This window comes from Streptomyces sp. NPDC012508 (assembly GCF_042902595.1).
Lineage (GTDB): Bacteria > Actinomycetota > Actinomycetes > Streptomycetales > Streptomycetaceae > Streptomyces.
Window position 1 is genome coordinate 132,396 of sequence record NZ_JBIBEO010000010.1, and the last position, 24,525, is coordinate 156,920.

The window sequence follows — 24,525 nt, forward strand, 5'->3', positions numbered from 1 at the left end:
TGTACACTCGCCTCATGACGACGTCCGAGCGACTGATCGAGGCCACCCGGGAGCTGCTCTGGGAGCGCGGTTACGTCGGAACGAGCCCCAAGGCGATCCAGCAGGCCGCCGGAGCCGGCCAGGGCAGCATGTACCACCACTTCGCCGGGAAGCCGGATCTGGCGCTGGCCGCGATCCGCCGCACGGCCGGGGAGATGCGGGCGACGGCCGAGTCGGTCCTGAGCGGCCGAGGATCGGCGTACGCGCGCGTGGAGGCGTATCTGCTGCGCGAGCGGGACGTGCTGCGCGGCTGCCCGGTGGGCCGGCTGACTATGGACCCGGACGTCATGGGGAGCGACGAGCTGCGCACCCCGGTCGACGAGACCCTGGACTGGCTGCGCGACCGGCTCGCCGGAGTCGTCCAGGAGGGTCTGGACAGCGGGGAGTTGACAGGCCCCCTGGAGCCGGCCGACCTGGCGGCCACGATCGTGGCAACCGTGCAGGGCGGGTATGTCCTGGCCCGCGCCTCCGGCGCCCCCGCCGCCTTCGACACGGCCGTCCGCGGCCTGCTGGCCCTGTTGTCGCCCCGTACCGCCTGACCACGGACCTCCCGAGCACCGCCTCCAGCAGGCCCTGCCGGCACGTCCCCCGTGCGCACGTATCCCCCGAGCCCGCCAGAGAAACGGAGCCCCCGATGCATGCCATGCAGTACGAGATCACCCTCCCCGCCGACTACGACATGGAGATCATCCGCAGGCGGGTCGCGACCAGGGGGCATCTGCTGGACGACTTCCCCGGGCTCGGCCTCAAGGCCTATCTGATCCGGGAGCGCGCGGACGGATCGCCGGTCGACCAGTACGCGCCGTTCTACCTCTGGGCCACGCCGGAAGGCATGAACTCCTTCCTCTGGGGCCCCGGTTTCCAAGGGATCGTGAACGACTTCGGGCGGCCGGTGGTGCAGCACTGGACGGGGCTCGCGTACGACGAGGGCCCGGCGGCCGGCGTCGTGCCGGGCACCGCGACGCGCCGCAGGGTACGGCTCGGGGACGCCGACGCGCCGGGCGAGGCCGTGGCGGAGGCTCGCGCCCGGCACGCGCGCGTGGCGGGCGGGGACGGCGTGGTGGCGAGCGCGCTCGCGATCGACCCCCGCCGCTGGGAGCTGCTCTTCTTCACTCTCTGGGCGGAGGGCGCCGAGCCGCCGGCCGGCGCGGACGATCGATTCCAGGTGCTGCACGTGTCCGCGCCGGAGCGGGCGTCGCTGGTCGGCCGAACGGAATGTCAGCCGACCGGAACGAGGGTCAGGTAGGCCATGCCCAGGATGTCGCGGTAGCCGTTCAGCCAGGACGACCGCTGCCGGTCGACACGGTCGCGGGTCTCGGCGGCGAGCGGGTGGCCGGGGTACGCGGCGAGCCACACCTCCGTGTCGTGGCGGTAGCCGGACTCGAACTCCTCCCACTCCTCGCGGCCCGCCGTCTCGATCCACGCGGGCCGGAAGCCCGTCTCGATCGCGAGGTCCACGAGCGCCCCGAGGCGGAGGTGGTCGCCGGTGTGCGCGCCGGGCCACATCCCGGCGAGCTCCTCGGCCGTGGGCGTGCGCTCCCAGAAGCCCTCCCCGAGGACGACACGGCCGCCGGGCCGGACCAGGCGGCGCAGTTCTCGCAGGGCGGCGGCCGGGTCGTGGGGCTGCTCCGGGTCGTAGAGGGCCTGACTGGAGCCGAGGCAGAGAATCGCGTCGACCGGCCCACGGGTGGTGCCGAGCGCCGACTCCTCCACGAAGGCGACCCGCTCGGCGAGCCCGCGCTCCTCCGCGAGGACCCGGCCCCTGGCCAGGTCCTCCGCGCTGATGTCGAGACCGACACCGGTGGCGCTCGGCACGGCCTCCAGGACGCGGAGCAGCAACTCGCCCCAGCCGCACCCGATGTCGAGCACGGTGGCGGGCGAGGCATCGGCGACGCGCGCGACCATGCGGGTGGCGCGGGCCTCGGAGAGCGGTCCGTGGAAGGTCAGACTGCCGAGGCGGGGAGGAAGGTCGGAACCGGTCATGAGGCGGAACGCTAGTTCGCCCACGGCCGCAGGCCGAACCCATTTCGACGAGACCCGGCCGCCCGGCACCGAACCGCACGCGCACGACGGCTCATGCGCGGGCGGCGTCGGCTCGTACGCCCCCCGGCGTCGGTTCATGCGCGGGCCACGTCGCTTCTGCACCGGCTCAGTCCGGGGTGGGCAGACGGATCGAGGCGAGTTTGGCCGGGTCGACGACGATCTGGATGCCGGTGATCCGGCCTTCGCCGACGGTGAAGGCGATGACGGAGAGAGGTGTGCCGTCGGGGCGCCAGGACATGTGGCCGGGGACGCCGTTGAGCAGCACGGGTCGTTGGCGGGCGACCTCGCCGGAGAACATGCGGGCGCCGGCGGCGACATGGGTGGCGCCGAGGGTGACGACCACGCCATCGGGGGTGTCGACGGTCAGCTTCACGTTCGGGTCGAGGACACGCAGGAGCGCTTCGAAGTCCCCGCTGAGGGCGGCGGCGCCGAATGCCTGGACGACCTCTCGGTGCTCGCGGCCGGGGGCCGTCGTGCGGTCCGCGGCTTGGACCTTACGGCGGGCACGGCTGGCGACCATCTTGGTGGCGTCGGCGGATTTTCCGAGGATCTGTCCGATCTCCTGGAACGGGACCGCGAACATGTCGTGCAGGACGAACGCCAGGCGTTCGCTCGGGGTGAGTGAGTCGAGCACGACGAGCAGGGCGAGGCCGACCGAATCGGCCAGCGCCACCAGCTCGTCCGGCGCGGGGTCATCGTGGGGCGTCACCACGAGGTGCGCGAACTCTTGCTCGTAGGCGGTTTCGGGGTGGGCTCGGCGGGATCTCAGGAGATCCAGGCTGATTCGGCCGACCACGGTGGTCAGCCAGCCGGCCAGATTGCCGATACTCGCCGCATCCTGGCGAGCGAGACGCATCCAGGCTTCCTGGACCACATCCTCGGCATCGGCATGCGAGCCCAGCACGCGGTACGCGACGGCACGCAGCCGATCGCGCTGGGCTTCGAACGCCTCGGCGACGAGACCGGGCGCATGGGCGGTCACGGCTTGGGCTGCTGACGGAGCGAGATCCGGTTGCCATCCGGGTCCACCGCCTCGACGCGGACCCCGCACGGATAGTCCACGGGATCGGACTCTTCGAAGACGACGCCGCGCCGGCGCATGATCTCGAAGTCCTTTCGCAGGTCCTCGGATTCGAGGATCAGCGGACCGGGCGCGCCCGCGCCGCCCGGCTGTCCCGCGGCCGCCGGATGCGACCACAGGATGATCTGCACCGGGCTGTCGGGAACACCGACGGTGAGGAAACGCCCGTCGGGCCCCGGGAAGTCGAGCCGCTTCTCCAGACCGAGTCCCTCGGTGTAGAACTCCAGCGCGCGGTCCTGATCGGTGACGTAGATCGTCACGTGCATGATGTTGGTCAGCATCCGGTTCTCGATTCGCTCGTTGGTGCGACGACCGTTCGCATCGGGTCGTCACACCCATGACGCATGCCGACGGGCGAAGGTAACCGGGCGGTCCGCCGCAGCGGATACCGGGCGGCGGGACGGCGGCGGGGTCCATTGCTTCGAGACCCAGTCCGCGGCAGGTCAGCGGGGTCGGTGCGGACTGCTGTCGAGCCGGGTCATCAGCTCTCGGCTGGTCGCCCGAACAGCCGCCCTGCGCGGGCGGCGTCGGCTCGTACGCGGTCGGTGCCGGTACGTACGCGGACGGTGCCGGTACGTACGCGGAGGGCGTCGACCCGTACGCGGAGAGCGTCGGCGCGTACGTCAGACGAGCGGTCGGCCAAGGGCCGCCAATGGGTCGTCCAGGACCGGCTGCCAGGCCAGCTCCGCCGCGCCCACCAGGCTGTTGTGGTCGAGGGTGCAGGCGAGGATCGGTACACCGCCGCTGCGTCCCCACAGGCTGCGGTCGGCGACCACCGCGCGCAGGCGGTCCGGGTCGGCGTCGAGCAGTTCGCGGTGCAGGCCACCGAGGATGATCCGGTCCGGGTTGAGGATGTTCACCAGGCCCGCGAGGCCGAGCCCCAGACGGTCGATCAGTTCCTCCCGCGCGACGCGCACCCCCGGGTCGTCGGGGCTGGTGCGCAGCAGGTCCCGGGCCTGCTGGAGCAGCGAGACCTCCGGACCGGGGTCGCGGCCCGCCACGGTGAGGAAGGCGAGCGGGTCGGTCTCGACGTCGAGGCATCCGCGGCTGCCGCAGTGGCAGGGGCGGCCCTCGGGGTTGACCGTGAGGTGCCCGACCTCCAGGGCGAGGCCCGAACTGCCGGTGTGCAGGCGCCCGTCGAGGACGAGGGCGCCGCCGACGCCGCGGTGGCCGGTGGCCACGCACAGCAGGTCCCTGGCGCCGCGGCCGGCGCCGTGCCGGTGCTCGGCGAGGGCGGCGAGGTTGACGTCGTTGCCGGTGAAGGCGGGGCCTTCGATCCCGGCGGCCCGGACGCATTCGGCGAAGATCTCCCGTACCGGCGCACCCGCCGGCCAGGCGAGGTGGAGCGGGTTGAGGGCGGTGCCCTCGGGCTCGGCGACCGCCGAGGGGGCGGCGAGCCCGGCTCCCACGCAGCGGCGTCCGCTCTCGTGGAGCAGGGCGGCGCCCGCGTCGACGACGGCGCCGAGGACCTGCGCGGGGTCGGCGGAGACGGTGACGCAGCCGGGCGCCGTGGCGACGATCGTGCCGCCGAGACCGACGAGCGCGGCGCGGAAACCGTCGGCATGGACCTGGGCGGCGAGGGCGACCGGGCCCTTCTCGTCGACTTCGAGCCGGTGCGAGGGGCGGCCCTGGGAACCTGCGGCGGCGCCGGGGTTGGAGTCGACACGGATCAGGCCGAGCGCTTCCAGTTCGGCGGCGACCGCGCCGGCGGTGGCGCGGGTGACGCCCAGTTCGGCGGTGAGCACGGCGCGGGTCGGCGCACGGCCCGTGTGCACCAGTTCCAGCGCGGGCCCGAGCGCGCCGCGCCCTCTGTCCAGCCGTGTCTTGGTCGTGGTCGCCTTGCCGTTCATGTGGGCGAGTCTCCCATGATCGGGCGGTGGACCCGTTTGCGCGGTACGAGGGCGGGTAGCGGCGCGGCGGAATCGGGAGGTGTCATGACGCGTACCGCGACGACGGCCCGTGTGCGGGATCTGCTGGAGGACGAGAGCTCCCGGACGTACGCGCAGGAGGCCGGCATACGACTCAAGGACACTCCGCAGCCGTTGTACCAGCTGCTGGTCCTCGCCCATCTGCTGAGCGCCAGGATCCGCGCGGCGACGGCCGTCGCGGCGGCCGAGGCCCTGTTCGAGGCCGGGATGCGCACCCCGCGGCGGATGCGGGAGGCGAGCTGGCAGCAGCGGGTGGACGCGCTGGGAGAGGGCGGGTACCGGCGCTACGACGAGAGGACGGCGACGCAGCTCGGCGAGGAGGCGGAACTGGTCCTGGACAAGTACGACGGCGATCTGCGCCGGATGCGGGAGGCGGCGGACGGCGACGTGGACGCGATGCGCGAGGCGCTTCAGGAGATGCCCGGCATCGGCCCCGCGGGCGCGGACATCTTCCTCCGCGAGGCGCAGGGAATCTGGCCGGAACTGGCCCCCTACCTCGACGAACGCGTCCTGGAGGGCGCCCGCCGCACGGGTCTGCCCACCGATCCGGACGCCCTCGCCCGTCTGGTGCCCGGCGAGGACCTTCCGGTCGTGGCGGCGGCCCTGGTCCGTGCCTCGGTGGGCCGGGGTTCCGGCACCACGTCCTGATCGCGAGCCCCCGGGGCGGGCCTCCGTCCGGGGTACCCGCGCGTCGCACGCCGCGGCAGCCCTCTGCTCGTCCTCTGCTCGTCCCCTCCCCGGGCCGCGCCCGTGGCCGCCCGGTTGAAATCCGTACGGGCTCGCCCCTATCCTGAGTTTGTGCCGCTACTAAACAAAGTACGGACGGCCGTTCCGGGGGGACCTGGCGGAGACACCGCCCCCTCCCTGTCCCGCCTCCGCTCCGCCCTGACCCTCTTCTTCGCCCTCGACGGCTTCCTCTTCGCCGGCTGGGTGGTCCGGATCCCTGCCATCAAGCAGCAGACCGGCGCCTCCGCCAGCGACCTCGGCCTCGCGCTCCTCGGTGTGTCGGCCGGTGCCGTCGTCACCATGACCCTGACCGGGCGGCTCTGCCGACGTCACGGCAGCCACGCCGTCACCGTCGCCACCGGCGTCCTGCTCTCCCTCTCCATCGCCCTGCCCGCGCTCACCCACTCACCCCTCGCCCTGGGCCTCGTGCTGCTCGTCTTCGGCGCGGCGTACGGCGGCATCAACGTGGCCATGAACAGCGCCGCCGTCGACCTCGTCGCCGCGCTGCGCCGCCCCGTGATGCCCTCCTTCCACGCGGCGTTCAGCCTGGGCGGAATGCTCGGCGCGGGTCTCGGCGGGCTCGTGGCCGGCAGCCTGTCCCCCACGGCGCACCTCCTCGGTCTGACGGCGGTCGGGCTGCTGCTGACGGCTGTCGCCGGTCCCGTACTGCTCCGCCAGCCGTCGCCCGCCCCGCCGGAAGCGGTGCCGGCCACCGACCGGCCGCGGAGCAGGTCCGGCTCGCGCGGGCTCGTCGTCGTCTTCGGCGTCATCGCCCTCTGCACGGCGTACGGCGAGGGCGCCCTGGCCGACTGGGGCGCGCTCCACCTGGAGCAGGATCTCGACGCGCACCCCGGTGTCGCCGCCGCCGGCTACGCCCTCTTCGCGCTGACGATGACCATCGGCCGGCTCTCGGGCACCGCCCTGCTCGAACGGCTCGGTCAGACCCGCACCCTCGTCGCGGGCGGGGCGACGGCAGCCGCCGGCATGCTGCTCGGCGCGCTCGCCCCCAGCGTCTGGGCAGCGCTGCTCGGCTTCGCGGTGACCGGGCTGGGCCTGGCCAACATCTTCCCCGTCGCCGTGGCCCGTGCGGGCGCGCTCGCCGGCCCGAGCGGGGTCGCCACCGCCTCCACGCTCGGCTACGGAGGCATGCTGCTCGGCCCGCCCTCCATCGGCTTCCTGGCCGACTGGTTCTCGCTGCCCGTCGCCCTCACCACGGTCGCCGTCCTCGCTGCCGGCGCCGCGGTGATCGGCTACGCGGCCCGCAACGCGCAGGCAGTCGAGGCCACCCCCACGTCCTGCGCACCCCACCCGGCCTGACATTCCTACTGCGGTGGGCTGACCGGCGCCCTCGGCGCTCGCACCCACGATGACCATGACGAATCGCCAGGCGGAGGGCCATCTGTCCTTTGCTTTAGGGACAGAATGCAGTGCACTCAGTCGAGGAGCACGACGAGCAGTACAAAAGCACGCTGCCCCCACGCCTAGAAGGAAATGAACGATGCGCCCCATAAAATACACCGTCTCCATCGAGATCGCCCTGCCGCGGGAGAAGGTGGTCCCGCTGCTCGCCGACCCGGCGCACATGCCGAAATGGCTGCGGGGCCTGGTGCTGCACGAGCCGCTGAGCGGGGAGCACGGGCAGCTCGGCACCAAGTCGCGGGTCGTGATGCAGACGGGCCGGCGGAAATTCGAGTGCACCGAGACCATCACACGCCGGGAACCGGCAGACCTGCGCGAGATCCCGAGAACGAGCGTCGTTCACTTCGACCGCGAGATCGTCGGCGAGGGCATGTGGAGCGCCGCGCGCGAGCGGCTGACCGAAGCCGGCCCGGAAACGACGCTCTGGGAGAGCGAGAACGAATACCGGTTCAGCGGCTTTCTGATGAAGCTGGTGGGACTTCTGATGCCCGGCGCCTTCCGCAAGCAGTCGCTCCAGCACATGCAGGACTTCAAGGCGTTCGCCGAGGAGGGAAAGGACGTCCGCGAAGCGACGGGCTGATCTGCCGTAACTGGTAAGGCGTCTGACGACAGGGCGTGTTGATCTTCCCTGCGTTCGTAGATGACCGCTGGGGCAAGCTCTACCGGCGCTGTTGGAGATCATTGTTGCCGAAGGCGGCGACGCCGGCACTGCGGCACGCGAAATGCTCCGCAGCCGTCCGTCGGGAAGGCGGGGCGGAAACCCTTTCCGGGCCGCGTGCTCCCGGTGCACCGTACCGGGGCAGAATCCACCCCATGGGGATCATGACGATCGACGAGCACATCGGGGCACTGGACACGGCGGGCCGGGCTCTGGCGGAGGCCGCGGCCGAGGCGGGCACGGACGCGGAGGTGCCGACCTGTCCGGGCTGGCGGGTACGGGACCTCCTGCGGCACACGACGATGGTGCACCGCTGGGCGACGGGGTTCGTGGTCGAGGGGTACACCTCCTACCACCCCGACGGCGGCGAGCCCGATCTCGACGGCGAGGCGCTCGTCGCCCATTTCCGCGAGGGCCACACCCGCCTCGTCGAGGCCCTGCGGGCGGCGCCCGAGTCGCTGGAGTGCTGGACGTTCCTGCCCGCGCCCTCCCCACTGGCCTTCTGGGCGCGGCGGCAGGCGCACGAGACGGCCGTCCATCGGGTCGACGCCGAGTCCGCCCTGCCGCCGGCCGGGCGCCCCGGGCCGGTGGATCCCGCACTCGCCGCGGACGGCATCGACGAGCTGCTGCGCGCCTTCCACGGCCGCGAGCGCAGCCGGGTACGTACGCCGGAGCCGCGGATCCTGCGCGTCCGGGCCACGGACACCGGGGACGTGTGGACCGTACGACTGTCGCCGGAGGCGCCCCGCGCGGAGTGGGGCAAGGGGGATGACGGGATCACCGCGGACTGCGAGCTGAGCGGCACCGCCGAGCGTCTCTGTCTGACGCTCTGGAACCGGCTGCCCGAGGGGGCCGTGACCGTGGCGGGGGACGCGTCTCTCGCCCGGCTCTGGCGGGAGACGTCGGCGATCACCTGGTCGTGACGGGCGGCGGGGCGCAACGGGCCGCCGTACGGTCGTCAGCCCAGCCAGCCCGGGCGTACCAGGCCCGACTCGTAGGCCAGAACGACCAGTTGCGCGCGGTCGCGGGCTCCGAGCTTCACCATGGTGCGGCTCACATGGGTCTTCGCGGTCAGTGGGCTGACGACCAGGCGCCGGGCGATCTCCTCGTTCGACAGGCCGATGCCGACCAGGGCCATCACCTCCCGTTCCCGCTCGGTGAGTTCGTCGAGCCCGGAGACCGCCGCCGGGGCTTTGGAGCGGGCCGCGAACTCCTCGATGAGCCGCCGTGTCACGCCGGGCGAGAGCAGGGCGTCGCCGTGGACGACGGCGCGCACGGCCCGCAGCAGCTCCTCCGGTTCGGTGTCCTTGACGAGAAAGCCCGAGGCACCGGAGCGGATGGCCTCGAAGACGTACTCGTCGAGCTCGAACGTGGTCAGCATGACCACCTTCACCGCTTCCAGGCCGGGATCTCCGGTGATCCTGCGGGTGGCGGCGAGGCCGTCGAGCAGCGGCATCCTGATGTCCATGAGGACGACGTCCGGACGCAGTTCTCGGGTCCTGGCCGCCGCCTCCTCACCGTCGGCGGCCTCGCCCGTCACCTCGATGTCCGGCTGGGCGTCCAGGAGCGCGCGGAAGCCCGCCCGTACCAGCGACTGGTCGTCTGCGAGCAGCACACGGATCACGGGGTCTCCTTCGGTCGGGCGGGGAGGACGGCGCGTACCCGGAAGCCGCCGTCCCGGCGGGTGCCCGCCTCGATCGTGCCACCGAGCGCCCCGGCCCGCTCCCGCATTCCGACGAGGCCGTTGCCGCCGCCGCCCGCGTCGCCGCCGGTCGCCGGTCCGTCGTCGTCGATACGGAGCTCCACCGTGCCGGGCCGGTACAGGACGACGACCCGCGCGGCGCGCGACCCCGAGTGGCGGACCACGTTGGTCAGCGCCTCCTGCACGATCCGGAAGGCGGCGAGATCCGTGCCGGGCGGCAGCGCCACGGGCTCGCCCTCGGTCGCCGTCTCGACGGTCAGGCCCGCGGACGCCGCCTGGTCGACGAGCTCCGGGAGGCGGTCGAGACCGGGCGCGGGCGTGCGCGGGGCCTCACCAGGGGCGCGCAGGGTGTCGAGCACCTGACGGACCTCGCCCAGCGCTTCCTTGCTCGCCGCCTTGATGGTGGTCAGCGCGGTGCGCGCCTGCTCGGGGTCGCTGTCGAGCAGCGCGAGGCCGACGCCCGCCTGGACGTTGATCACGGAGATCGAGTGGGCGAGGACGTCGTGCAGCTCACGGGCGATCCGCAGCCGTTCCTCGTCGGCGCGGCGACGTTCGGCCGCGGCGCGTTCGGCGCGCTGCTGCGCCCACTGCTCGCGGCGGACGCGGACCATTTCGGAGGCGGCGAGGATCGCGACGACGAAGCAGGCGACGGGGATCTCCTGACCCCAGGGCGCGGCGGAGTCGCCGTCGGGGGGCAGGTAGGCGTAGAGCCAGTGGGCGAAGAGCAGATGCCCCAGCCAGAGCAGCCCCAGCGCCCACCAGGCCGACCGCCGGTGGCCGTGGACGATCGCCGCGTAGCAGGCGACGGCGATGAGGAGGAAGACCGGACCGTAGGGGTATCCGGCGGCGAAGTAGCCGAGGGTGATCGCCGCCGTCCCGAAGACCACGGGAACGGGATGGCGGTGGCGCAGGAGGAGCAGCGCCACGCCGAGGAGGAGCAGGGCGCGGCCGAGGGCGTCGAGCGACTCCCGGTCGGGCTGGTTGCGCGCCGCGAATCCGGAACCCACCGTCACGAAGACGGCGAGGAGGAGGGTGGACCGCCAGGGCAGGCCGGCGCCCGGCTCGCGGTCGGCCCAGCGCAGGGCCCAGGGCGGGCCACTGCCGCCCGGCGCGCCACGCTCCCGGGGCGGACCGCCGTACCCGTGTCTGCGCTGTTCGTCCATGCTCGCCACGCTAGACGCGGTCGGGCCGCGGGGGCGTCAGCCGGGCGTGGTGATCGCGCGTACTCCCGCCGGAGTACGTCCCGAGGCCCGGCCTGCGTGCCGCACGGACGTGCTGTGGAAAGCTCAGTGTGTTTCGAGTTACGGGGGATTGTTCGTGCGCAAGAGGCATGTGCGGAAGATGCTGCGGTCGATGGCGAGCGGTGAGACGGTCGAGCCCTCCTTGGCGATGACGACGAAGGGCTTCGCCCGACTCGCCTACATCGCGAAGCAGTTCGGGTACGTGTACGCCGACCTGCGACAGAACGGCAGGTCCGCGGTGTGGTCGCTCGAGCCCGATCCGACCCCTCAGGCCAGGGCGCGGGCCGCGGCGAACTGGGCCCGGTATCCGCACGCGAGCGACGGGGGCGAGCTGCCGCCACTCGCGCCCGAGGAGGTCGACCTCCTCTCGTCCCGGATGGTCGTGGACTTCAACCGGGAGACCACGACCGGGTGGCGCATCGCGCTGATCACCGTGCTCGTCGTTTGCTGTCCACGGAATTCGGCATGCAGTACGGCGAGGACAAGGCCGAAGGACTCGTCATCGCCGCCATCACCTTCGCCGTGGTCGCCGCCCCGTCAGCCGTGGGACTCATCCTCGCCCATCGCAGCCTCGACAAGAGGACCGCCCGATTGCGGGCCGCCGGCTTGACGCCGGTGACCGATGCGAACGGGCGGCTGCGGTTTATGCCTCCTGGCAGGCTGCTTCCCGGGCACGGCAATCCGTTCGCCCCTCTCCCCGACGGCTCCCAGCCCCCGGACCCTACGGCCTAGGCGCCCGTCCCCGGCGGCTGTCCTCCCCCTGTCACGCGGCCTGCCGCCGGGGCGGCCGGCTACGGGCGGGGCAGAAGGCCGATGTCGCGGCCGAGGCGGGCGGTGGCCGAGGTGAAGAACGCCTCGCGGTCCTCGACGACCCGGTTGAACTGGCCGAACACCTCGAAGGAGACAAGCCCGAACAGCTGCGACCAGACGGCGACCATGGCGACGGCGAGGGCGGGCGGCAGATCGGGGGCGAAGTCGGCGGCCATCCGCTCCGCCTCGGGGCGCAGGCCCTCGGGGACCGGCGGCGGGGCGATGCCGTCGGTGGTGTAGGCGTCGCGGAGGATGCCGATGAGGACGAGGGCGACGCGGGAGGCGGGGCCGACGGTGTCCTGCGGGGCGGAGTAGCCGGGGACGGGGGAACCGTAGATCAGGGCGTACTCGTGGGGGTGGGCGAGGGCCCAGGTACGGACGGCCCGGCAGACGGCCGTCCAGCGGGCGAGGTGGTCAGTACCTCGGGGTCCGGCCGCGGTGAGGGCCTGCTCGGCGGCGGCGCCGACGGCGTCGTACGCGTCGACGATGAGGGCGGTGAGGAGGTCGTCGCGGCTGGGGAAGTACCGGTAGAGCGCCGACGACACCATGCCGACCTCGCGGGCGACGGCGCGGAGGGAGAGCTTGGCGGCGCCTTCGGCGGCGAGCTGCTTGCGCGCCTCGTCCTTGATGGCGGCGGTGATCTCGATGCGCGCGCGGGCGCGGGCTCCTTGGACGCTGGTCATGGAGATCAGTGTGCCACGTTACGGAGCACTGCACTGAAACGAGAGCGGTGCAGCAGAACGAGAGCACTGCTCTTGCTTTGGAGCGCCGATCCGTGCACACTGATCTCAAGCGAGAGCACTGCTCACGGTTTAACTCGGAGGATGCGATGTCCGCTCAGCCCCACGCCCACGTCATGAAGCCCGGCTGGTTCACGGTGAACGTTCTCAACCGCAGCGTCGCCTGGCTGACCCGCCGAGGCATCAGCATCTGGGGTTCCCGCGTGCTCGCCGTCCGGGGCCGCAAGAGCGGCGAGTGGCGCACCACTCCCGTCAACCTGCTGGCCCTGGACGGCGCCCAGTACCTGGTGGCGCCGCGCGGCCACGTCCAGTGGACCCACAACATGCGCGCGGCCGGCGGCGGCGAACTGCGCCTGGGCAGGCACGTGCAGCCCTTCACCGCCGTCGAGCTGACCGACGACGAGAAGCCCGCCCTGCTGCGCGCCTACCTGAAGCGGTGGAAGGCGGAGGTCGGCATCTTCTTCGGCGGGGTCGGCCCGGACTCCTCGGACGCCGAGCTGCGCGCGATCGCCCCCAAGCACCCGGTCTTCCGGATCACTCCGACCGCGTGACCCCGGAACCCGTCGAGTCGGGAGCCTCAGGGGAATCCGGCGACTCCGGGGAGTCGGAGGAATCCGTAGACTCCGGCGACTTCGGGGAGCCTGGGAAGTCGGAGGAATCCGGCGACTCCAGGGAGTCGGGGGAATCCGGCGACTCCGGCGAGCCCGAGGCGCCTGCCTCATCCGAGGAGCCCGCCGCGTCCACGGACCCCGACGAACCCACCGAGCCCGGCACCGCACCCTCGACCGGCGCCTCCTCCGCGTCCAGGCCCTCGGCGCCGTCCGACAGCTCGGCCGGGGCCGACGACGGCGCGGACTGGGCGACTCCCCGCAGCGTCGTCCCGTCCGTCGGTCCCATGCGGCGGTCCAGGACGTCCAGCGCCCGTCGCGCGATCCCGTTCGAGCGGACCAGGCCGGCCAGCGTGGTCGAGCCCCGGGTGATGTCCGTGAACGCGTTCCACGCCGGACGGAGGCCCGTGATCGTCGCGTGCAGCAGCCCCGGCCGGCGCTCGAACAGGGCGAGCATCCGCCGCCCGACCGCCATCTCGACGCCCAGCCCCGCCTTGATGGCGAAGGCGTAGTTCAGCGCCTGGCGGCGCGCGTCGACGGCGTCGTTCGCCTCGGCGATCCGTACGGCCCACTCCCCCGCAAGCCGGCCCGAGCGCAGCGCGAAGGAGATGCCCTCCCGTGTCCACGGCTCCAGGAGACCGGCCGCGTCACCGCAGACGAGCACGCGGCCGCGCGACAGCGGCGAGTCGTCGCTCCGGCAGCGGGTCAGATGCCCGGAGGAGATCTCCGGCTCGAAGCCCGCGAGCCCGAGGCGCGCGATGAAGTCCTCCAGATAGCGCTTCGTCGCCGCGCCCTCGCCGCGCGCCGAGATGACGCCGACGGTGAGCGTCTCGCCCTTGGGGAACACCCAGCCGTAGCTGCCGGGCATCGGACCCCAGTCGATCAGGACCCGCCCCTTCCAGTCCTCGGCCACCGACGCCGGAACCGGGATCTCCGCCTCCAGGCCGAGGTCCACCTGGTCGAGCTTCACCCCGACATGGGCTCCTATCCGGCCCGCGCTGCCGTCCGCGCCGACGACCGCCCTGGCCAGCACCGTCTCGCCGTCCGCGAGCACGATGGCGACCGTGCGCCGGTCCGGCACGGCCGGGCCGTGCTGCTCGACCCGGGAGACGGTCACGCCCGTACGGAGCTCCGCGCCCGCCTTCTGCGCCTGCTCGACGAGACCGGCGTCGAACTCGGGCCGGTTGATCAGCCCGAAGAGCATCCGGCGCGAGCGGCGCGTCCGGGCGAAGCGTCCGTTGAGGGAGAAGGTGACGGCGTGCACCCGGTCCTGGAGGGGCAGTTCGAAGCCGGGCGGCAGTGCGTCCCTCGAGGGGCCGATGATGCCGCCGCCGCAGGTCTTGTACCGCGGCAGTTCGGCCTTCTCCAGGAGCAGTACCCGGCGTCCGGCGACCGCGGCCGCGTACGCCGCCGACGCGCCGGCCGGGCCGGCGCCGACGACCACCACGTCCCACACGGTCGTGGCCTGCTCCGACTCTTCCGCGCGTACCTCTTCGGCATCTGCGTTCTCGCTGCTCACGATGGGCTTCTGCTCCTGATCCGGCCGTTGATCCAAGTCTTCGGGCATCCTACGGCGCTGCCCTCGGGGACCCGCGCCGTAGGATCGGCGATACGTTCGCCGTACAACCGACATACGGCAACATCCTGACAACGTCGCACCCACCAGGAGCGTGCCCATGACCGCGAATCCGATTGCCGAGACCGTCGCCGGCCTGATGCCCCGCGCCAAGGCGGAGCTCACGGAACTCGTGGCCTTCGAATCGGTGGCGGACGAGGCAGTGGCTCCGCGGAGCGAGTGCGAGGGCGCCGCGAACTGGGTGGCGGACGCGCTGCGCGCCGAGGGCTTCGAGGACGTGGCGCTGCTCGACACCCCCGACGGTTCGCAGTCGGTGTACGGCATACTCCCCGGCCCGGCCGGCGCGCCTACGGTCCTCCTTTACGCGCACTACGACGTACAGCCGAAGCTGGACGAGTCGGCGTGGACGACGCCGCCGTTCGTCCTGACGGAGCGGGACGGACGCTGGTACGGGCGGGGCGCGGCCGACTGCAAGGGCGGCTTCATCATGCACCTGCTCGCGCTGCGCGCCCTGAAGGCGAACGGCGGGGTGCCCGTCACGGTCAAGATGATCGTGGAGGGTTCGGAGGAGCAGGGCACGGGCGGTCTGGAGCGGTACGCCGAGGCCCACCCCGAACTCCTCACCTCCGACGCCGTCGTGATCGGCGACACCGGAAACTTCCGGCTCGGGCTGCCGACGGTCACCGCGACCCTGCGCGGCATGACGATGATCCGCGTCCAGATCGACACGCTCGAAGGCAACCTGCACTCCGGCATGTTCGGCGGCGCCGCGCCCGACGCGCTGGCGGCGCTGATCCGCGTTCTGGACACGCTGCGCGCCGAGGACGGCTCGACGGTCATCGACGGTCTGCCTGCCGATGCGGTGTGGGAGGGCCTGCAGTACCCGGAGGAGGACTTCCGCGCGGACGCGAAGGTCCTGACGGGTGTGGGCCTGCCGGGCAACGGCACGGTCGCCGACCGTATCTGGGCACGTCCGGCCGTCACCGTCATCGGCATCGACTGCCACCCGGTGGCGGGCGCGACGCCGTCGATCCCGTCGTCGGCGCGGGCGCAGATCAGCCTGCGTGTGCCGCCGGGCCAGGACGCGTCCGAGGCGACGAAGCTGCTGTACGCGCACATCGAGAAGCGTGTGCCGTGGAACGCCCGGGTCTCCTTCGAGCAGGTCGGCCAGGGCCAGGCGTTCCGGGCGGACGTGACCAGCCCGGCGTACGTCTCCATGGCGGAGGCGATGGCGGTCGCGTACCCCGGGCAGGAGATGCAGACCTCCGGCATGGGTGGATCGATCCCGCTCTGCAACACGCTGGCCTCCCTCTACCCCGAGGCGGAGATCCTGCTCATCGGTCTGAGCGAGCCGGAGGCGCAGATCCACGCGGTGAACGAGTCGGTGTCGCCGGAGGAGCTGGAGCGGCTCGCGGTGGCGGAGGCGCACTTCCTGGTGAACTACGCCCGCTCGAAGCAGGGTTAAGCGTTCGGCGAAGCTCGCCGAGAGCGTAGAACGATACGGCGGACCTGCGTGGATACGTAGGTTCGCCGTATGGACTTCATCGAGATCACGCCCCGACTGCACATGCTGCACTTCTCCATCGGCCAGGCCTATCTGTGGCGGGACGACGAGGAGTTGACCCTGATCGACGCCGGATGGGTGGACTCGGCGGACGATGTCGAGACGGCGATACGGGGAGCGGGCCTGGCCCCGGCCCGTCTCCGCCGGATCGTGCTCACCCACTGCCACCGCGACCACGTGGGCTCGGCGCAGGAGCTGGCCGACCGGTTCGGGGCGCGGATCCTGGCCCACCGCCTCGACGCGCCGGTGATCCGGGGCGAGGCCCCGGTTCCCGACCCCGACCTGCTCGACTGGGAGATCCCGCTGTACGAGAACGGTCTGACCGTGCCCGACGCGCCGCCCACGCGGGTCGACCACGAGGTGGAGGACGGCGAGGAGCTGGGCTTCGGCGACGGGGCGGTGGCCGTCCACATCCCGGGGCACACGGCTGGTTCGATCGCGGTCCATCTTCCGGAGCACGGCGTCCTGTTCACCGGCGACACGGTGGCCTCGGTGCAGGGCGTGACCTTCGGTGTGATGCATGTGGACCGCGAGCGCGCCATGGAGTCGATGCGGCAGCTCGCCGAGCTGAAGCCGTCGATCCTGTGCTGCGGCCACGGCGCCCCGGTGACGACCGACACGGCCCGCCAACTGGCGGCGGCCGCCGCCTAGGGACCGCGCGGACGGGGCGTCCTCCTCCGCCGGGGCGCCCGCCCCGGCGGAGGAGGGCGCCCGCCAGACGGGGCCAGCTCGGTAGGACGACGCCTGGGGCGGTCGCCAAGCGGCTCCTGCTCGGCGCAACGGCGCCTCGGACGCCCGACAGGCGGGCCCCGGCTCGGTAGGACGACGACGCCCGGGGCAGCCGACAGGCGCGTCCGGCACGGCGCAACGGCGCTCCGGACGCCCGACAGACGGGCCCGGGCTCGGCAGGACGACGCCCGGGGCGCCCGACAGGCGCGTCCGGCACGGCGGGCGCTTCGGGCGTCTGTCAGGCGCGTCCGGCTCGGCGGGCGCTTCGGGCGTCTGTTCAGACTAGCCCGGCTCGGCAGGACAGCGCCTGGATCGGTCGCCATACGGGGCTGGCTCGGCGGAATCGCGCTTCGGGCGGGCCGGCCGAGGCCCACGCCGGCCATGCGGACCGCGCTTCCGGGTGGCCCGGGACGAGGCTCACGCCGGCCTTGCGGCGCCGCGCTTCGGGCGGCCCGGTCGAGGATCAGGCCGGCGGGCCGGGCAGGCGCCTCAGCCGACCGGGACGCCCGCCTCCAGGTTGAGCACCGTGCCTCGTTCGCGGGCGCGCAGGGCCCAGCGGAGGCGGCGGTAGCGGACGGGCGGCAGCAGTTCGGCCGCCTCCTCCTCCGTCACGAACCGCCAGCCGCGCAACTCGGCGCCGGGCAGCAGGAGCCGGTCGGCCTCGGCCGTGGGGAGCAGGCCGCCGTCGAAGAGGAGACGCAGGCCGCCGTAGCCGGGGGGCTGCGGGCGTTCCCAGTCGACGAGCAACAGCCGCGGTACGACGTCGAGTTCGATGCCTATCTCCTCGGCGACCTCGCGCATACCGGCGCGGGCGGGCGGCTCGCCGGGTTCGACCACCCCGCCGGGGAACTCCCAGCCGGGCTTGTAGGTGGGGTCGACGAGCAGGAAGCGGTCGTGTTCGTCGAAGAGGAGCACACCGGCGGCCAGCGTCTCGCCGGTGGGTTCGGGGGTCTGGACGATGCCGCAGGGGGCGGCGAGGCCGGCCCGCATGGCCTCGACGACGGCGGTCGCGGTCTCGGCGGGCGTGAGCGTCGTGTTGTCGACGGTGTAGGCGTCGGCGGACAGCCAGTCGAGAGCGGTACGGAAGGGCTCGATGTGGTCGTGGCACCACTGGCGGGCGCGCTCGGCGCTCTCCAGGTCCTCGTCGAGCGCCGCGCGGCTGTCGATCCGGGTCCGCAGGATCGTTTCATCTTGGACGAGCACCACATGGCGCACCTCGATCCGCCGCGCCGCGAGACCGCCGAAGATCTCGTCGCGGTACGCCTGCCGCGTCAGCGTCATCGGGACGACGAGGACACCGCCGACCTCCGCGAGCAGGGCCGCGGCGGTATCGACCACCATGCGGCGCCACATCGGCAGGTCCTGGAAGTCGTCGACCTCGTCGAGCCGTTTCCTGGGCAGCAGGTCGTACAGCCCGCCGCCGGTGATCTCGGGGTCGTACAGGGTGCTGTTCGGGATCAGCTCGACCAGCTCACGCGCGGTGCTGGACTTGCCCGCGCCGAACGCACCGTTGATCCAGACGATCACGATTCCCCCTCTTCGGTAGCCCACAGTGGCTTGCCCGCAACACCCTGCCATGGAAACCCCGCGCGAACGGGCGTGCGGATGACCGCGTAACACTTCGGTGCGGACTCTCGTTGGACCGGGGGCGAGGCAAGGGGGTGCGGAGATGAGCCGTACGGTATTGCAGAGGTTTCCCGCCGGAGGACCACGGGGCAGCTGGCCCGCCGAGGAGTTCGCGAGGCAACGCCGCGACGAGGGGCTCCCGGCGGAGGTCGTGATGGACCTGGAGTCGGACGCGTTCCTGGTGATCGTGGAACAGCGAACGCCGGAGAGACTGGCGGCGACGCGTGCCGGAGAGGCGGCACCGTCGGTCGACCTGAAGGTCAGGCCGCCTTCCGGGCCGCTGCCGCCGCGCCGAGCAGCCCGGCATCCGTGCCGGTGAGTGCCGGGACGACGACGAGGTCGCGGACGAAGGACAGCGTCGCGTACTCCCGCAGGCTGCGCCGGAGCGGCTCGAAGAGCACGTCGCCCGCGCCCGCCACACCGCCGCCGACGACGGCGATGTCGATCTCGACCAGGGTCGCCGTGGCCGCGATCCCGGCGGCGAGCGCCTGCGCGGCGCGCTCGAACGACGCGACGGCGATCGGCTCCCCCGCCTGCGCTGCCGCCGCCACCGCCGCAGCGGAGGTGTCGCCGTCCGGGCCCGGCCGCCAGCCGTTCTCCAGGGCACGGCGGGCGATCTGCGGCCCACTGGCGATCCGTTCGACGCAGCCGCGCCCGCCGCAGGCGCACGGGTCACCGTCCAGGTCGACGCTGATGTGACCGATGTGGCCCGCGTTGCCGGTGGGGCCGGGGTGTACGCGACCGTCGAGCACCAGACCGCCGCCGACGCCCGTCGAGACGACCAGACAGAGCGCGTTGTCGTGGCCACGGGCGGCGCCCTGCCAGTGCTCGGCCGCCGTCATGGCGACACCGTCGCCGACGAGGGTGACGGGCCGTCCGCCGGACACCCGCTGAACGCGCTCGACCAGCGGAAAGCCGCGCCATCCCGGGACGTTGACCGGGCTGACCGTGCCCGCCGAGGCGTCCACCGGGCCCGCGCTGCCGATGCCGACCGCGTGCGCCGAGTCCCAGAGCGGCGAGGCCGCCAGATCCGCCAGCACCGCTTCGACCGCCCGCATCACCGTCTCGCCGTCCTCCCGCGCGGGAGTGGGCCGCTGGGCCCGTACGAGAAGGCCGCCGGCGCCGTCCACCAGCGCGCCCGCGATCTTGGTGCCGCCGAAGTCCAGAGCGGCAACGAGGTCAGTCTGCATGTGCGCGGTGTCTCCAGAGAGGCGAGAGCGTGTAGATCGCTGTGACGTACAGTCTCTCCCGCCCTGACAACGTTGTCCAGGGCCTATGCTCGGACGAGACAGAGACGAGACCGAGGAGATTCGCGCACTGTGGCCGACACCGCCCGCCGCCCCGAGCACCGCTACGGCAATCGGCCCACGATGAAGGACGTCGCCGCCCTGGCCGGCGTCGGACTCAAGACGGTCTCACGCGTCGTCAACGGCGAACCGGGGGTCACCCCCGACACCGAGCGCCGCGTACAGGAGGCCATCGACTCGCTCGGTTTCCGGCGCAACGACAGCGCGCGCGTGCTGCGCAAGGGCCGTACCGCCTCGGTGGGTCTGGTCCTCGAGGACCTCGCCGACCCGTTCTACGGTCCGCTCAGCCGCGCCGTGGAGGAGGTCGCCCGAGCACACGGGGCCCTGCTCATCAACGGCTCCAGCGCGGAGAACCCGGAGCGCGAGCAGGAGCTGGCCCTCGCGCTCTGCGCGCGCCGGGTCGACGGACTGATCGTCATCCCGGCGGGTACGGACCACCGTTACCTCGAACCGGAGATCAAGGCGGGCGTCGCGACGGTCTTCGTGGACCGGCCGGCCGGGCGCATCGACGCCGACGTCGTCCTGTCGGACAGCTTCGGGGGCTCGCGCGACGGTGTGGCGCATCTGATCGCCCACGGGCACCGCCGGATCGGGTTCATCGGCGACCAGCCCCGTATTCACACGGCGACGGAGCGCCTGCGCGGATACCGGGCGGCGATGGAGGACGCGGGTCTCGACGTCGACCCGTCGTGGGTCTCGCTCGGACCGACGGCCCCCGACCGGGTCCGGGAGGCTGTGACGGCGATGGTCTCCGGACCGGAGCCGGTCACTGCGCTCTTCGCGGGGAACAACCGCGTCACGGTCACGGCGGTCCGCACGCTGGCGGGCCGCCCCGACCCGGTGGCCCTCGTGGGGTTCGACGACATCGAACTGGCCGACCTCCTCGGCATCACCGTGATCGCCCAGGACGCTGCGGCCCTGGGCCGCACGGCGGCCGAGCGGCTCTTCCGGCGCCTCGACGGCTTCGAGGACGAGCCCGCCCACGTCGTCCTGGACACCCGGCTGATCCCTCGCGGCTCGGGCGAGATCCCACCGCCCGCGTAGCCGGGACGCCGAGCTTGGGCGCCCGCCCGGCGCCCGCCCGGCTTGGGCGCCCGCCCGGCGCCCGCCCGGCTTGGGCGCCCGCGCGCCGGGCGACCGCAGACCGCAGACCGCAGACCGCAGACCGCAGACCGCCGGCAACGGCGCTGCCCGCCGCCGGTCCTCCGCGCCACCCCGGGTACTCCCCCGGCGGCACCCGAAGGCACCGCCGCCCCGTTCGCTCCGTACGCGTGTCGATGAACGCGTACGGAGCAAACGGGGCTGCCGGTTCGGTGCCGCTTACTGCGCTGTCGCCCTTACTGCGCCGTCGCCGTGAGGTCGCCGCGGCGCGGGGCCGCGAAGCGGTCGAGGTCCGCGCGGGACAGGCCCGTGAGGGCGTCGACCTCGGCGGTGTCGAGGGCGCCGCAGTCGATGCCGCGCAGGAGGTACGAGCTGAGCGCCTTGGCCGTGGCCGGCTCGTCCATGACGTCGCCGCCCGCGTGGTTGGCGTAGGCCGAGAGCCGCTTGGCGGCGGCCTCGAAGCCCTCGCGGTAGAAGGCGAAGACGGCGGCGTACCGGGTCGGGATGTGGCCCGGGTGCATGTCCCAGCCCTGGTAGTAGGCGCGGGCGAGGGCGCGGCGGGTGAGGCCGTAGTGCAGTCGCCAGGCCTCGTGGACGTGCTCGGTGGAGCCCACCGGGAGGATGTTGGTGGAGCCGTCGGAGACCCGTACGCCCGTGCCCGCTGCGGCGACCTGCATGATCGCCTTGGCGTGGTCGGCGGCCGGGTGGTCGCTGGCCTGGTAGGCGGCGGAGACGCCGAGGCAGGCGCTGTAGTCGAAGGTGCCGTAGTGCAGTCCGGTCGCGCGGCCCTCGGCGGCGCCGATCATGCGGGCGACGGCGGCGGTGCCGTCGCTGGCGAGGATGGACTGGCTGGTCTCGATCTGGATCTCGAAGCCCAGGCGGCCCTCGTCCAGGCCGTGGGCCTTCTCGAAGGCCTCCAGGAGGCGGACGAAGGCGGAGACCTGCTCGGGGTAGGTCACCTTGGGGAGGGTGAGGACGAGGCCCTCGGGCAGGCCGCCGTTCTCCAGGAGACCGGTGAGGAAGATGTCGGTGGTGCGGATGCCGCGGTCGCGTACGGCGGCCTCCATGCACTTCATCCGGATGCCCATGTACGGGGCGGCCGTGCCGTTCTCGTACGCCTCCGAGATCAGCCGCGCGGCGCGGGCGGCGTCGGTGTCTTCGTCGGCCCCGGCGTAGCCGTCCTCGAAGTCGACCCTGAGGTCCTCGATCGGCTCGCGCTCGAGCTTGGCGCGTACGCGGCCGTAGACGTCCTCGGCGAGGTCGTCGGAGAGCCCGAGGACGGCGGCGAAGGAGGAGGCGTCGCGGGCGTGCTCGTCGAGGGCGGCGAGGGCCTGGTCGCCCCAGGAGCGGATGGTTCCGGCGTCGAAGACGTTGCCGGGGACGTAGACGGTGTGGACGGGCTGGCGGGTGCCCGGGTCGCCCGGGTAGCGCCGGTCGAGCTCGGCGTCCACCGCTGCGAGGGAGGCGCTGATGCCCTCGCTGACCGCTCCGGCGAGGCTCGTCGACACCTTCTCCTGCTGACCCATCCCACATCCTCCTGTTTTCCGCTTCACGGAATCAACAATCCGTATAGCGAAGTTAGTAGTCCGTCGGGACCTGCGTCAATGGGTGTCCGAAACGGCCGGGGGCCGCGTGGTGATGATCACCACGCGGCCCCCGGACCGAACAGAACCGCAGGTCAGCCCTTGCGGGTCTTGATCTCCTCGGTCAGCTGCGGGACGACGTCGAAGAGGTCGCCGACCACGCCGTAGTCGACGAGGTCGAAGATCGGGGCCTCGGCGTCCTTGTTGATGGCCACGATGGTCTTCGAGGTCTGCATACCCGCACGGTGCTGGATCGCACCGGAGATGCCGGAGGCGATGTACAGCTGCGGCGAGACCGACTTGCCGGTCTGGCCGACCTGGTTGGAGTGCGGGTACCAGCCGGCGTCGACGGCGGCACGCGAGGCGCCGACGGCGGCACCGAGCGAGTCGGCGAGCGCCTCGATGATCGCGAAGTTCTCGGCACCGTTGACGCCACGGCCGCCGGAGACGACGATCGCGGCCTCGGTCAGCTCCGGGCGGCCGGTCGACTCGCGCGGGGTGCGCGCGGTGACCTTGGTGCCGGTGGCCTGGGCCGAGAAGGTGACGGCGAGCGCCTCGACGGCACCGGCGGCCGGGGCGGCCTCGACGGGGGCCGAGTTCGGCTTGACCGTGATGACCGGGGTGCCCTTGGAGACACGGGACTTGGTGGTGAAGGAGGCGGCGAACGCGGACTGCGTCGCGACCGGACCCTCGTCACCGGCCTCCAGGTCGATGGCGTCGGTGATGATGCCGGAGCCGATGCGGACCGCGAGGCGGGCCGCGATCTCCTTGCCCTCGGCGGAGGACGGGACGAGCACGGCGGCCGGGGAGACGGCCTCGTACGCGGCCTGCAGCGCGTCGACCTTCGGGACGACGAGGTACTCGGCGAACTCCGGGGCGTCGGCGGTGAGGACCTTCACGGCGCCGTGCTCGGCCAGCGCGGCGGCGGTGTCGGCCGCACCGGCGCCGAGGGCGACGGCGACGGGCTCGCCCAGGCGGCGGGCCAGCGTCAGCAGCTCCAGCGTGGGCTTGCGGACGGCTCCGTCGACGTGGTCGACGTAGACGAGAATCTCAGCCATGGGGATTCAATCTCCTGCGAACGAAAAGGGGGCGGGTCAGGTGGCTCGCGCGAGCCTTTAGACGAACTTCTGGCTCGCGAGGTACTCGGCCAGCTGCTTGCCGCCCTCGCCCTCGTCCTTGACGATCGTGCCGGCCGTGCGGGCCGGACGCTCGGCGGCGGAGTCGACCGCGGTCCACGCGCCCTCCAGGCCGACCTCCTCGGCCTCGAGGTCGAGGTCCGAGAGGTCCAGGGACTCCACCGGCTTCTTCTTGGCGGCCATGATGCCCTTGAAGGACGGGTAGCGGGCCTCGCCCGACTGGTCGGTCACCGACACGACGGCCGGAAGCGACGCCTCCAGCTGCTCCGACGCGGTGTCGCCGTCGCGACGGCCGGTCACCTTGCCGTCCTCGATCTTCACCTCGGAGAGCAGCGTGACCTGCGGAACGCCCAGACGCTCGGCCAGGATCGCCGGGAGGACACCCATGGTGCCGTCGGTGGAGGCCATACCGGCGATGACGACGTCGTAGCCGGTCTTCTCGATCGCCTTGGCCAGGACCAGCGAGGTGCCCATGACGTCGGAGCCGTGCAGGTCGTCGTCCTCGACGTGGACGGCCTTGTCGGCGCCCATGGACAGCGCCTTGCGGAGCGCGTCCTTGGCGTCCTCCGGGCCGACCGTGAGCACGGTGACCTCGGCGTCGTCGGCCTCTTCCGCGATCTGCAGCGCCTGCTCGACCGCGTACTCGTCGAGCTCCGACAGCAGGCCGTCGACGTCGTCGCGATCGACGGTCAGGTCATCGGCGAAGTGCCGGTCGCCGGTGGCGTCGGGCACGTACTTCACACAGACAACGATCCTCAAGCTCACGCCGGCTCTCCTACTGCATCGTCATAACTGGGCTGCCTTGTTGCTCGCAGCATAGGCGCCTGAAGGGCGGGTTTCCGGTCGGGGCGTCCGACCGCTCCCACCGGAATATTACTCGTCAGTACAGCCGTTCCGTTACCGCTGAG

The 24,525-nt window shown here is 72.6% G+C and carries 24 protein-coding genes and 1 pseudogene; 11 read left to right on the forward strand and 14 right to left on the reverse strand.

Annotated elements, in window-relative coordinates; translation table 11 throughout:
• Positions 1–14: 14 nt before the first annotated feature.
• Both ACFY8U_RS30680 and ACFY8U_RS30685 read left to right on the forward strand, forming a co-directional pair.
• Positions 15–578 carry a TetR/AcrR family transcriptional regulator gene (locus ACFY8U_RS30680; RefSeq protein ID WP_389575504.1) on the forward strand — a complete coding sequence of 188 codons (564 nt, stop codon included), beginning with the start codon at positions 15–17 and terminating at the stop codon, positions 576–578.
• A gap of 95 nt (positions 579–673) precedes the next feature.
• Entirely contained in the window at positions 674–1,285 is a 612-nt protein-coding gene (locus ACFY8U_RS30685; protein WP_389575505.1) for a DUF4865 family protein, read from the forward strand.
• Here ACFY8U_RS30685 and ACFY8U_RS30690 read toward each other — a convergent pair.
• From ACFY8U_RS30690 to ACFY8U_RS30705, 4 genes are all read right to left on the reverse strand, one after another.
• Positions 1,258–2,022, reverse strand: a complete 765-nt coding sequence (locus ACFY8U_RS30690) for an SAM-dependent methyltransferase (protein ID WP_389575506.1) — start codon at positions 2,020–2,022, stop codon at positions 1,258–1,260. The genes ACFY8U_RS30685 and ACFY8U_RS30690 overlap by 28 nt on opposite strands.
• Before the next feature lie 166 nt (positions 2,023–2,188).
• Positions 2,189–3,064, reverse strand: a complete 876-nt coding sequence (locus ACFY8U_RS30695) for a sigma-70 family RNA polymerase sigma factor (RefSeq protein WP_389575507.1) — start codon at positions 3,062–3,064, stop codon at positions 2,189–2,191.
• Entirely contained in the window at positions 3,061–3,444 is a 384-nt protein-coding gene (locus tag ACFY8U_RS30700; protein WP_389575508.1) for a VOC family protein, read from the reverse strand. The genes ACFY8U_RS30695 and ACFY8U_RS30700 overlap by 4 nt, the downstream gene beginning before the upstream one ends.
• 342 nt (positions 3,445–3,786) lie before the next feature.
• Positions 3,787–5,013 carry an ROK family protein gene (locus ACFY8U_RS30705; RefSeq protein WP_389575509.1) on the reverse strand — a complete coding sequence of 409 codons (1,227 nt, stop codon included), beginning with the start codon at positions 5,011–5,013 and terminating at the stop codon, positions 3,787–3,789.
• Positions 5,014–5,097: 84 nt separating this feature from the next.
• Between ACFY8U_RS30705 and ACFY8U_RS30710 the strand changes: the two genes are divergently transcribed.
• The 4 genes from ACFY8U_RS30710 to ACFY8U_RS30725 all read left to right on the forward strand — a co-directional run bounded on the left by ACFY8U_RS30710 (position 5,098) and on the right by ACFY8U_RS30725 (position 8,817).
• Positions 5,098–5,739, forward strand: coding sequence for an endonuclease (locus ACFY8U_RS30710; protein WP_389575510.1), 642 nt, complete (start codon positions 5,098–5,100; stop codon positions 5,737–5,739).
• A 150-nt stretch (positions 5,740–5,889) separates the two neighbouring features.
• Positions 5,890–7,134: an MFS transporter gene (locus ACFY8U_RS30715; protein ID WP_389575511.1), complete on the forward strand. Its 1,245-nt coding sequence runs from the start codon at positions 5,890–5,892 to the stop codon at positions 7,132–7,134.
• A 181-nt stretch (positions 7,135–7,315) separates the two neighbouring features.
• Positions 7,316–7,816 carry an SRPBCC family protein gene (locus tag ACFY8U_RS30720; RefSeq protein ID WP_389575512.1) on the forward strand — a complete coding sequence of 167 codons (501 nt, stop codon included), beginning with the start codon at positions 7,316–7,318 and terminating at the stop codon, positions 7,814–7,816.
• Between the two features lie 242 nt (positions 7,817–8,058).
• Positions 8,059–8,817 (forward strand): maleylpyruvate isomerase family mycothiol-dependent enzyme, encoded by a 759-nt coding sequence (locus ACFY8U_RS30725; RefSeq protein WP_389575713.1) that lies wholly within the window; start codon positions 8,059–8,061, stop codon positions 8,815–8,817.
• Positions 8,818–8,852: 35 nt separating this feature from the next.
• On the opposite strand, the gene ACFY8U_RS30730 is transcribed toward ACFY8U_RS30725, so the two are convergent.
• The 3 genes from ACFY8U_RS30730 to ACFY8U_RS30740 form a co-directional block, all read right to left on the reverse strand.
• Entirely contained in the window at positions 8,853–9,518 is a 666-nt protein-coding gene (locus ACFY8U_RS30730) for a response regulator (protein WP_389575513.1), read from the reverse strand.
• Positions 9,515–10,759 carry a sensor histidine kinase gene (locus ACFY8U_RS30735; protein WP_389575514.1) on the reverse strand — a complete coding sequence of 415 codons (1,245 nt, stop codon included), beginning with the start codon at positions 10,757–10,759 and terminating at the stop codon, positions 9,515–9,517. Before ACFY8U_RS30735 ends, ACFY8U_RS30730 begins: the two co-directional genes overlap by 4 nt.
• A 345-nt stretch (positions 10,760–11,104) precedes the next feature.
• Positions 11,105–11,269, reverse strand: a complete 165-nt coding sequence (locus ACFY8U_RS30740; protein WP_389575515.1) for a hypothetical protein — start codon at positions 11,267–11,269, stop codon at positions 11,105–11,107.
• 33 nt (positions 11,270–11,302) lie between these two features.
• Between ACFY8U_RS30740 and ACFY8U_RS30745 the strand changes: the two genes are divergently transcribed.
• A complete protein-coding gene (locus tag ACFY8U_RS30745; protein ID WP_389575516.1) occupies positions 11,303–11,569 on the forward strand; it encodes a hypothetical protein in 267 nt (88 codons plus the stop codon).
• A 59-nt stretch (positions 11,570–11,628) separates the two neighbouring features.
• Here ACFY8U_RS30745 and ACFY8U_RS30750 read toward each other — a convergent pair whose 3' ends face one another.
• Positions 11,629–12,330 (reverse strand): TetR/AcrR family transcriptional regulator, encoded by a 702-nt coding sequence (locus ACFY8U_RS30750; RefSeq protein ID WP_389575517.1) that lies wholly within the window; start codon positions 12,328–12,330, stop codon positions 11,629–11,631.
• 146 nt (positions 12,331–12,476) lie between these two features.
• On the opposite strand from ACFY8U_RS30750, the gene ACFY8U_RS30755 reads away from it, so the two are divergent.
• Positions 12,477–12,938 (forward strand): nitroreductase family deazaflavin-dependent oxidoreductase, encoded by a 462-nt coding sequence (locus ACFY8U_RS30755; protein WP_389575518.1) that lies wholly within the window; start codon positions 12,477–12,479, stop codon positions 12,936–12,938.
• 349 nt (positions 12,939–13,287) lie between these two features.
• On the opposite strand, the pseudogene ACFY8U_RS30760 reads toward ACFY8U_RS30755, so the two are convergent.
• A pseudogene (locus tag ACFY8U_RS30760) lies at positions 13,288–14,514 on the reverse strand (geranylgeranyl reductase family protein); the annotation flags it as partial.
• A gap of 157 nt (positions 14,515–14,671) precedes the next feature.
• Here ACFY8U_RS30760 and ACFY8U_RS30765 point away from each other — a divergent pair.
• On the forward strand, positions 14,672–16,036 hold the full coding sequence (locus ACFY8U_RS30765; RefSeq protein ID WP_389575519.1) for a dipeptidase: 1,365 nt from the start codon (positions 14,672–14,674) through the stop codon (positions 16,034–16,036).
• 69 nt (positions 16,037–16,105) lie between these two features.
• Positions 16,106–16,786 carry an MBL fold metallo-hydrolase gene (locus ACFY8U_RS30770; protein ID WP_389575520.1) on the forward strand — a complete coding sequence of 227 codons (681 nt, stop codon included), beginning with the start codon at positions 16,106–16,108 and terminating at the stop codon, positions 16,784–16,786.
• 567 nt (positions 16,787–17,353) lie between these two features.
• Here ACFY8U_RS30770 and ACFY8U_RS30775 read toward each other — a convergent pair.
• Together ACFY8U_RS30775 and ACFY8U_RS30780 are read right to left on the reverse strand one after the other, a co-directional pair.
• Positions 17,354–18,391, reverse strand: a complete 1,038-nt coding sequence (locus ACFY8U_RS30775; RefSeq protein ID WP_389575521.1) for an NUDIX domain-containing protein — start codon at positions 18,389–18,391, stop codon at positions 17,354–17,356.
• A gap of 359 nt (positions 18,392–18,750) precedes the next feature.
• On the reverse strand, positions 18,751–19,680 hold the full coding sequence (locus ACFY8U_RS30780; protein WP_389575522.1) for an ROK family protein: 930 nt from the start codon (positions 19,678–19,680) through the stop codon (positions 18,751–18,753).
• 180 nt (positions 19,681–19,860) lie between these two features.
• Here ACFY8U_RS30780 and ACFY8U_RS30785 point away from each other — a divergent pair, with 180 nt between their 5' ends.
• Complete coding sequence (locus ACFY8U_RS30785) at positions 19,861–20,841, forward strand: LacI family DNA-binding transcriptional regulator (protein ID WP_389575714.1); 981 nt, start codon at positions 19,861–19,863, stop codon at positions 20,839–20,841.
• 293 nt (positions 20,842–21,134) lie between these two features.
• Here the strand turns inward: ACFY8U_RS30785 and ACFY8U_RS30790 are convergent, their stop codons facing one another.
• The 3 genes from ACFY8U_RS30790 to ACFY8U_RS30800 all read right to left on the reverse strand — a co-directional run bounded on the left by ACFY8U_RS30790 (position 21,135) and on the right by ACFY8U_RS30800 (position 24,382).
• Positions 21,135–22,424 (reverse strand): DUF6986 family protein, encoded by a 1,290-nt coding sequence (locus tag ACFY8U_RS30790; protein WP_389575523.1) that lies wholly within the window; start codon positions 22,422–22,424, stop codon positions 21,135–21,137.
• A gap of 152 nt (positions 22,425–22,576) precedes the next feature.
• Positions 22,577–23,539 (reverse strand): electron transfer flavoprotein subunit alpha/FixB family protein, encoded by a 963-nt coding sequence (locus ACFY8U_RS30795; RefSeq protein ID WP_361437987.1) that lies wholly within the window; start codon positions 23,537–23,539, stop codon positions 22,577–22,579.
• Positions 23,540–23,596: 57 nt separating this feature from the next.
• Positions 23,597–24,382, reverse strand: a complete 786-nt coding sequence (locus ACFY8U_RS30800) for an electron transfer flavoprotein subunit beta/FixA family protein (protein WP_361437985.1) — start codon at positions 24,380–24,382, stop codon at positions 23,597–23,599.
• Between the last annotated feature and the right edge of the window lie 143 nt (positions 24,383–24,525).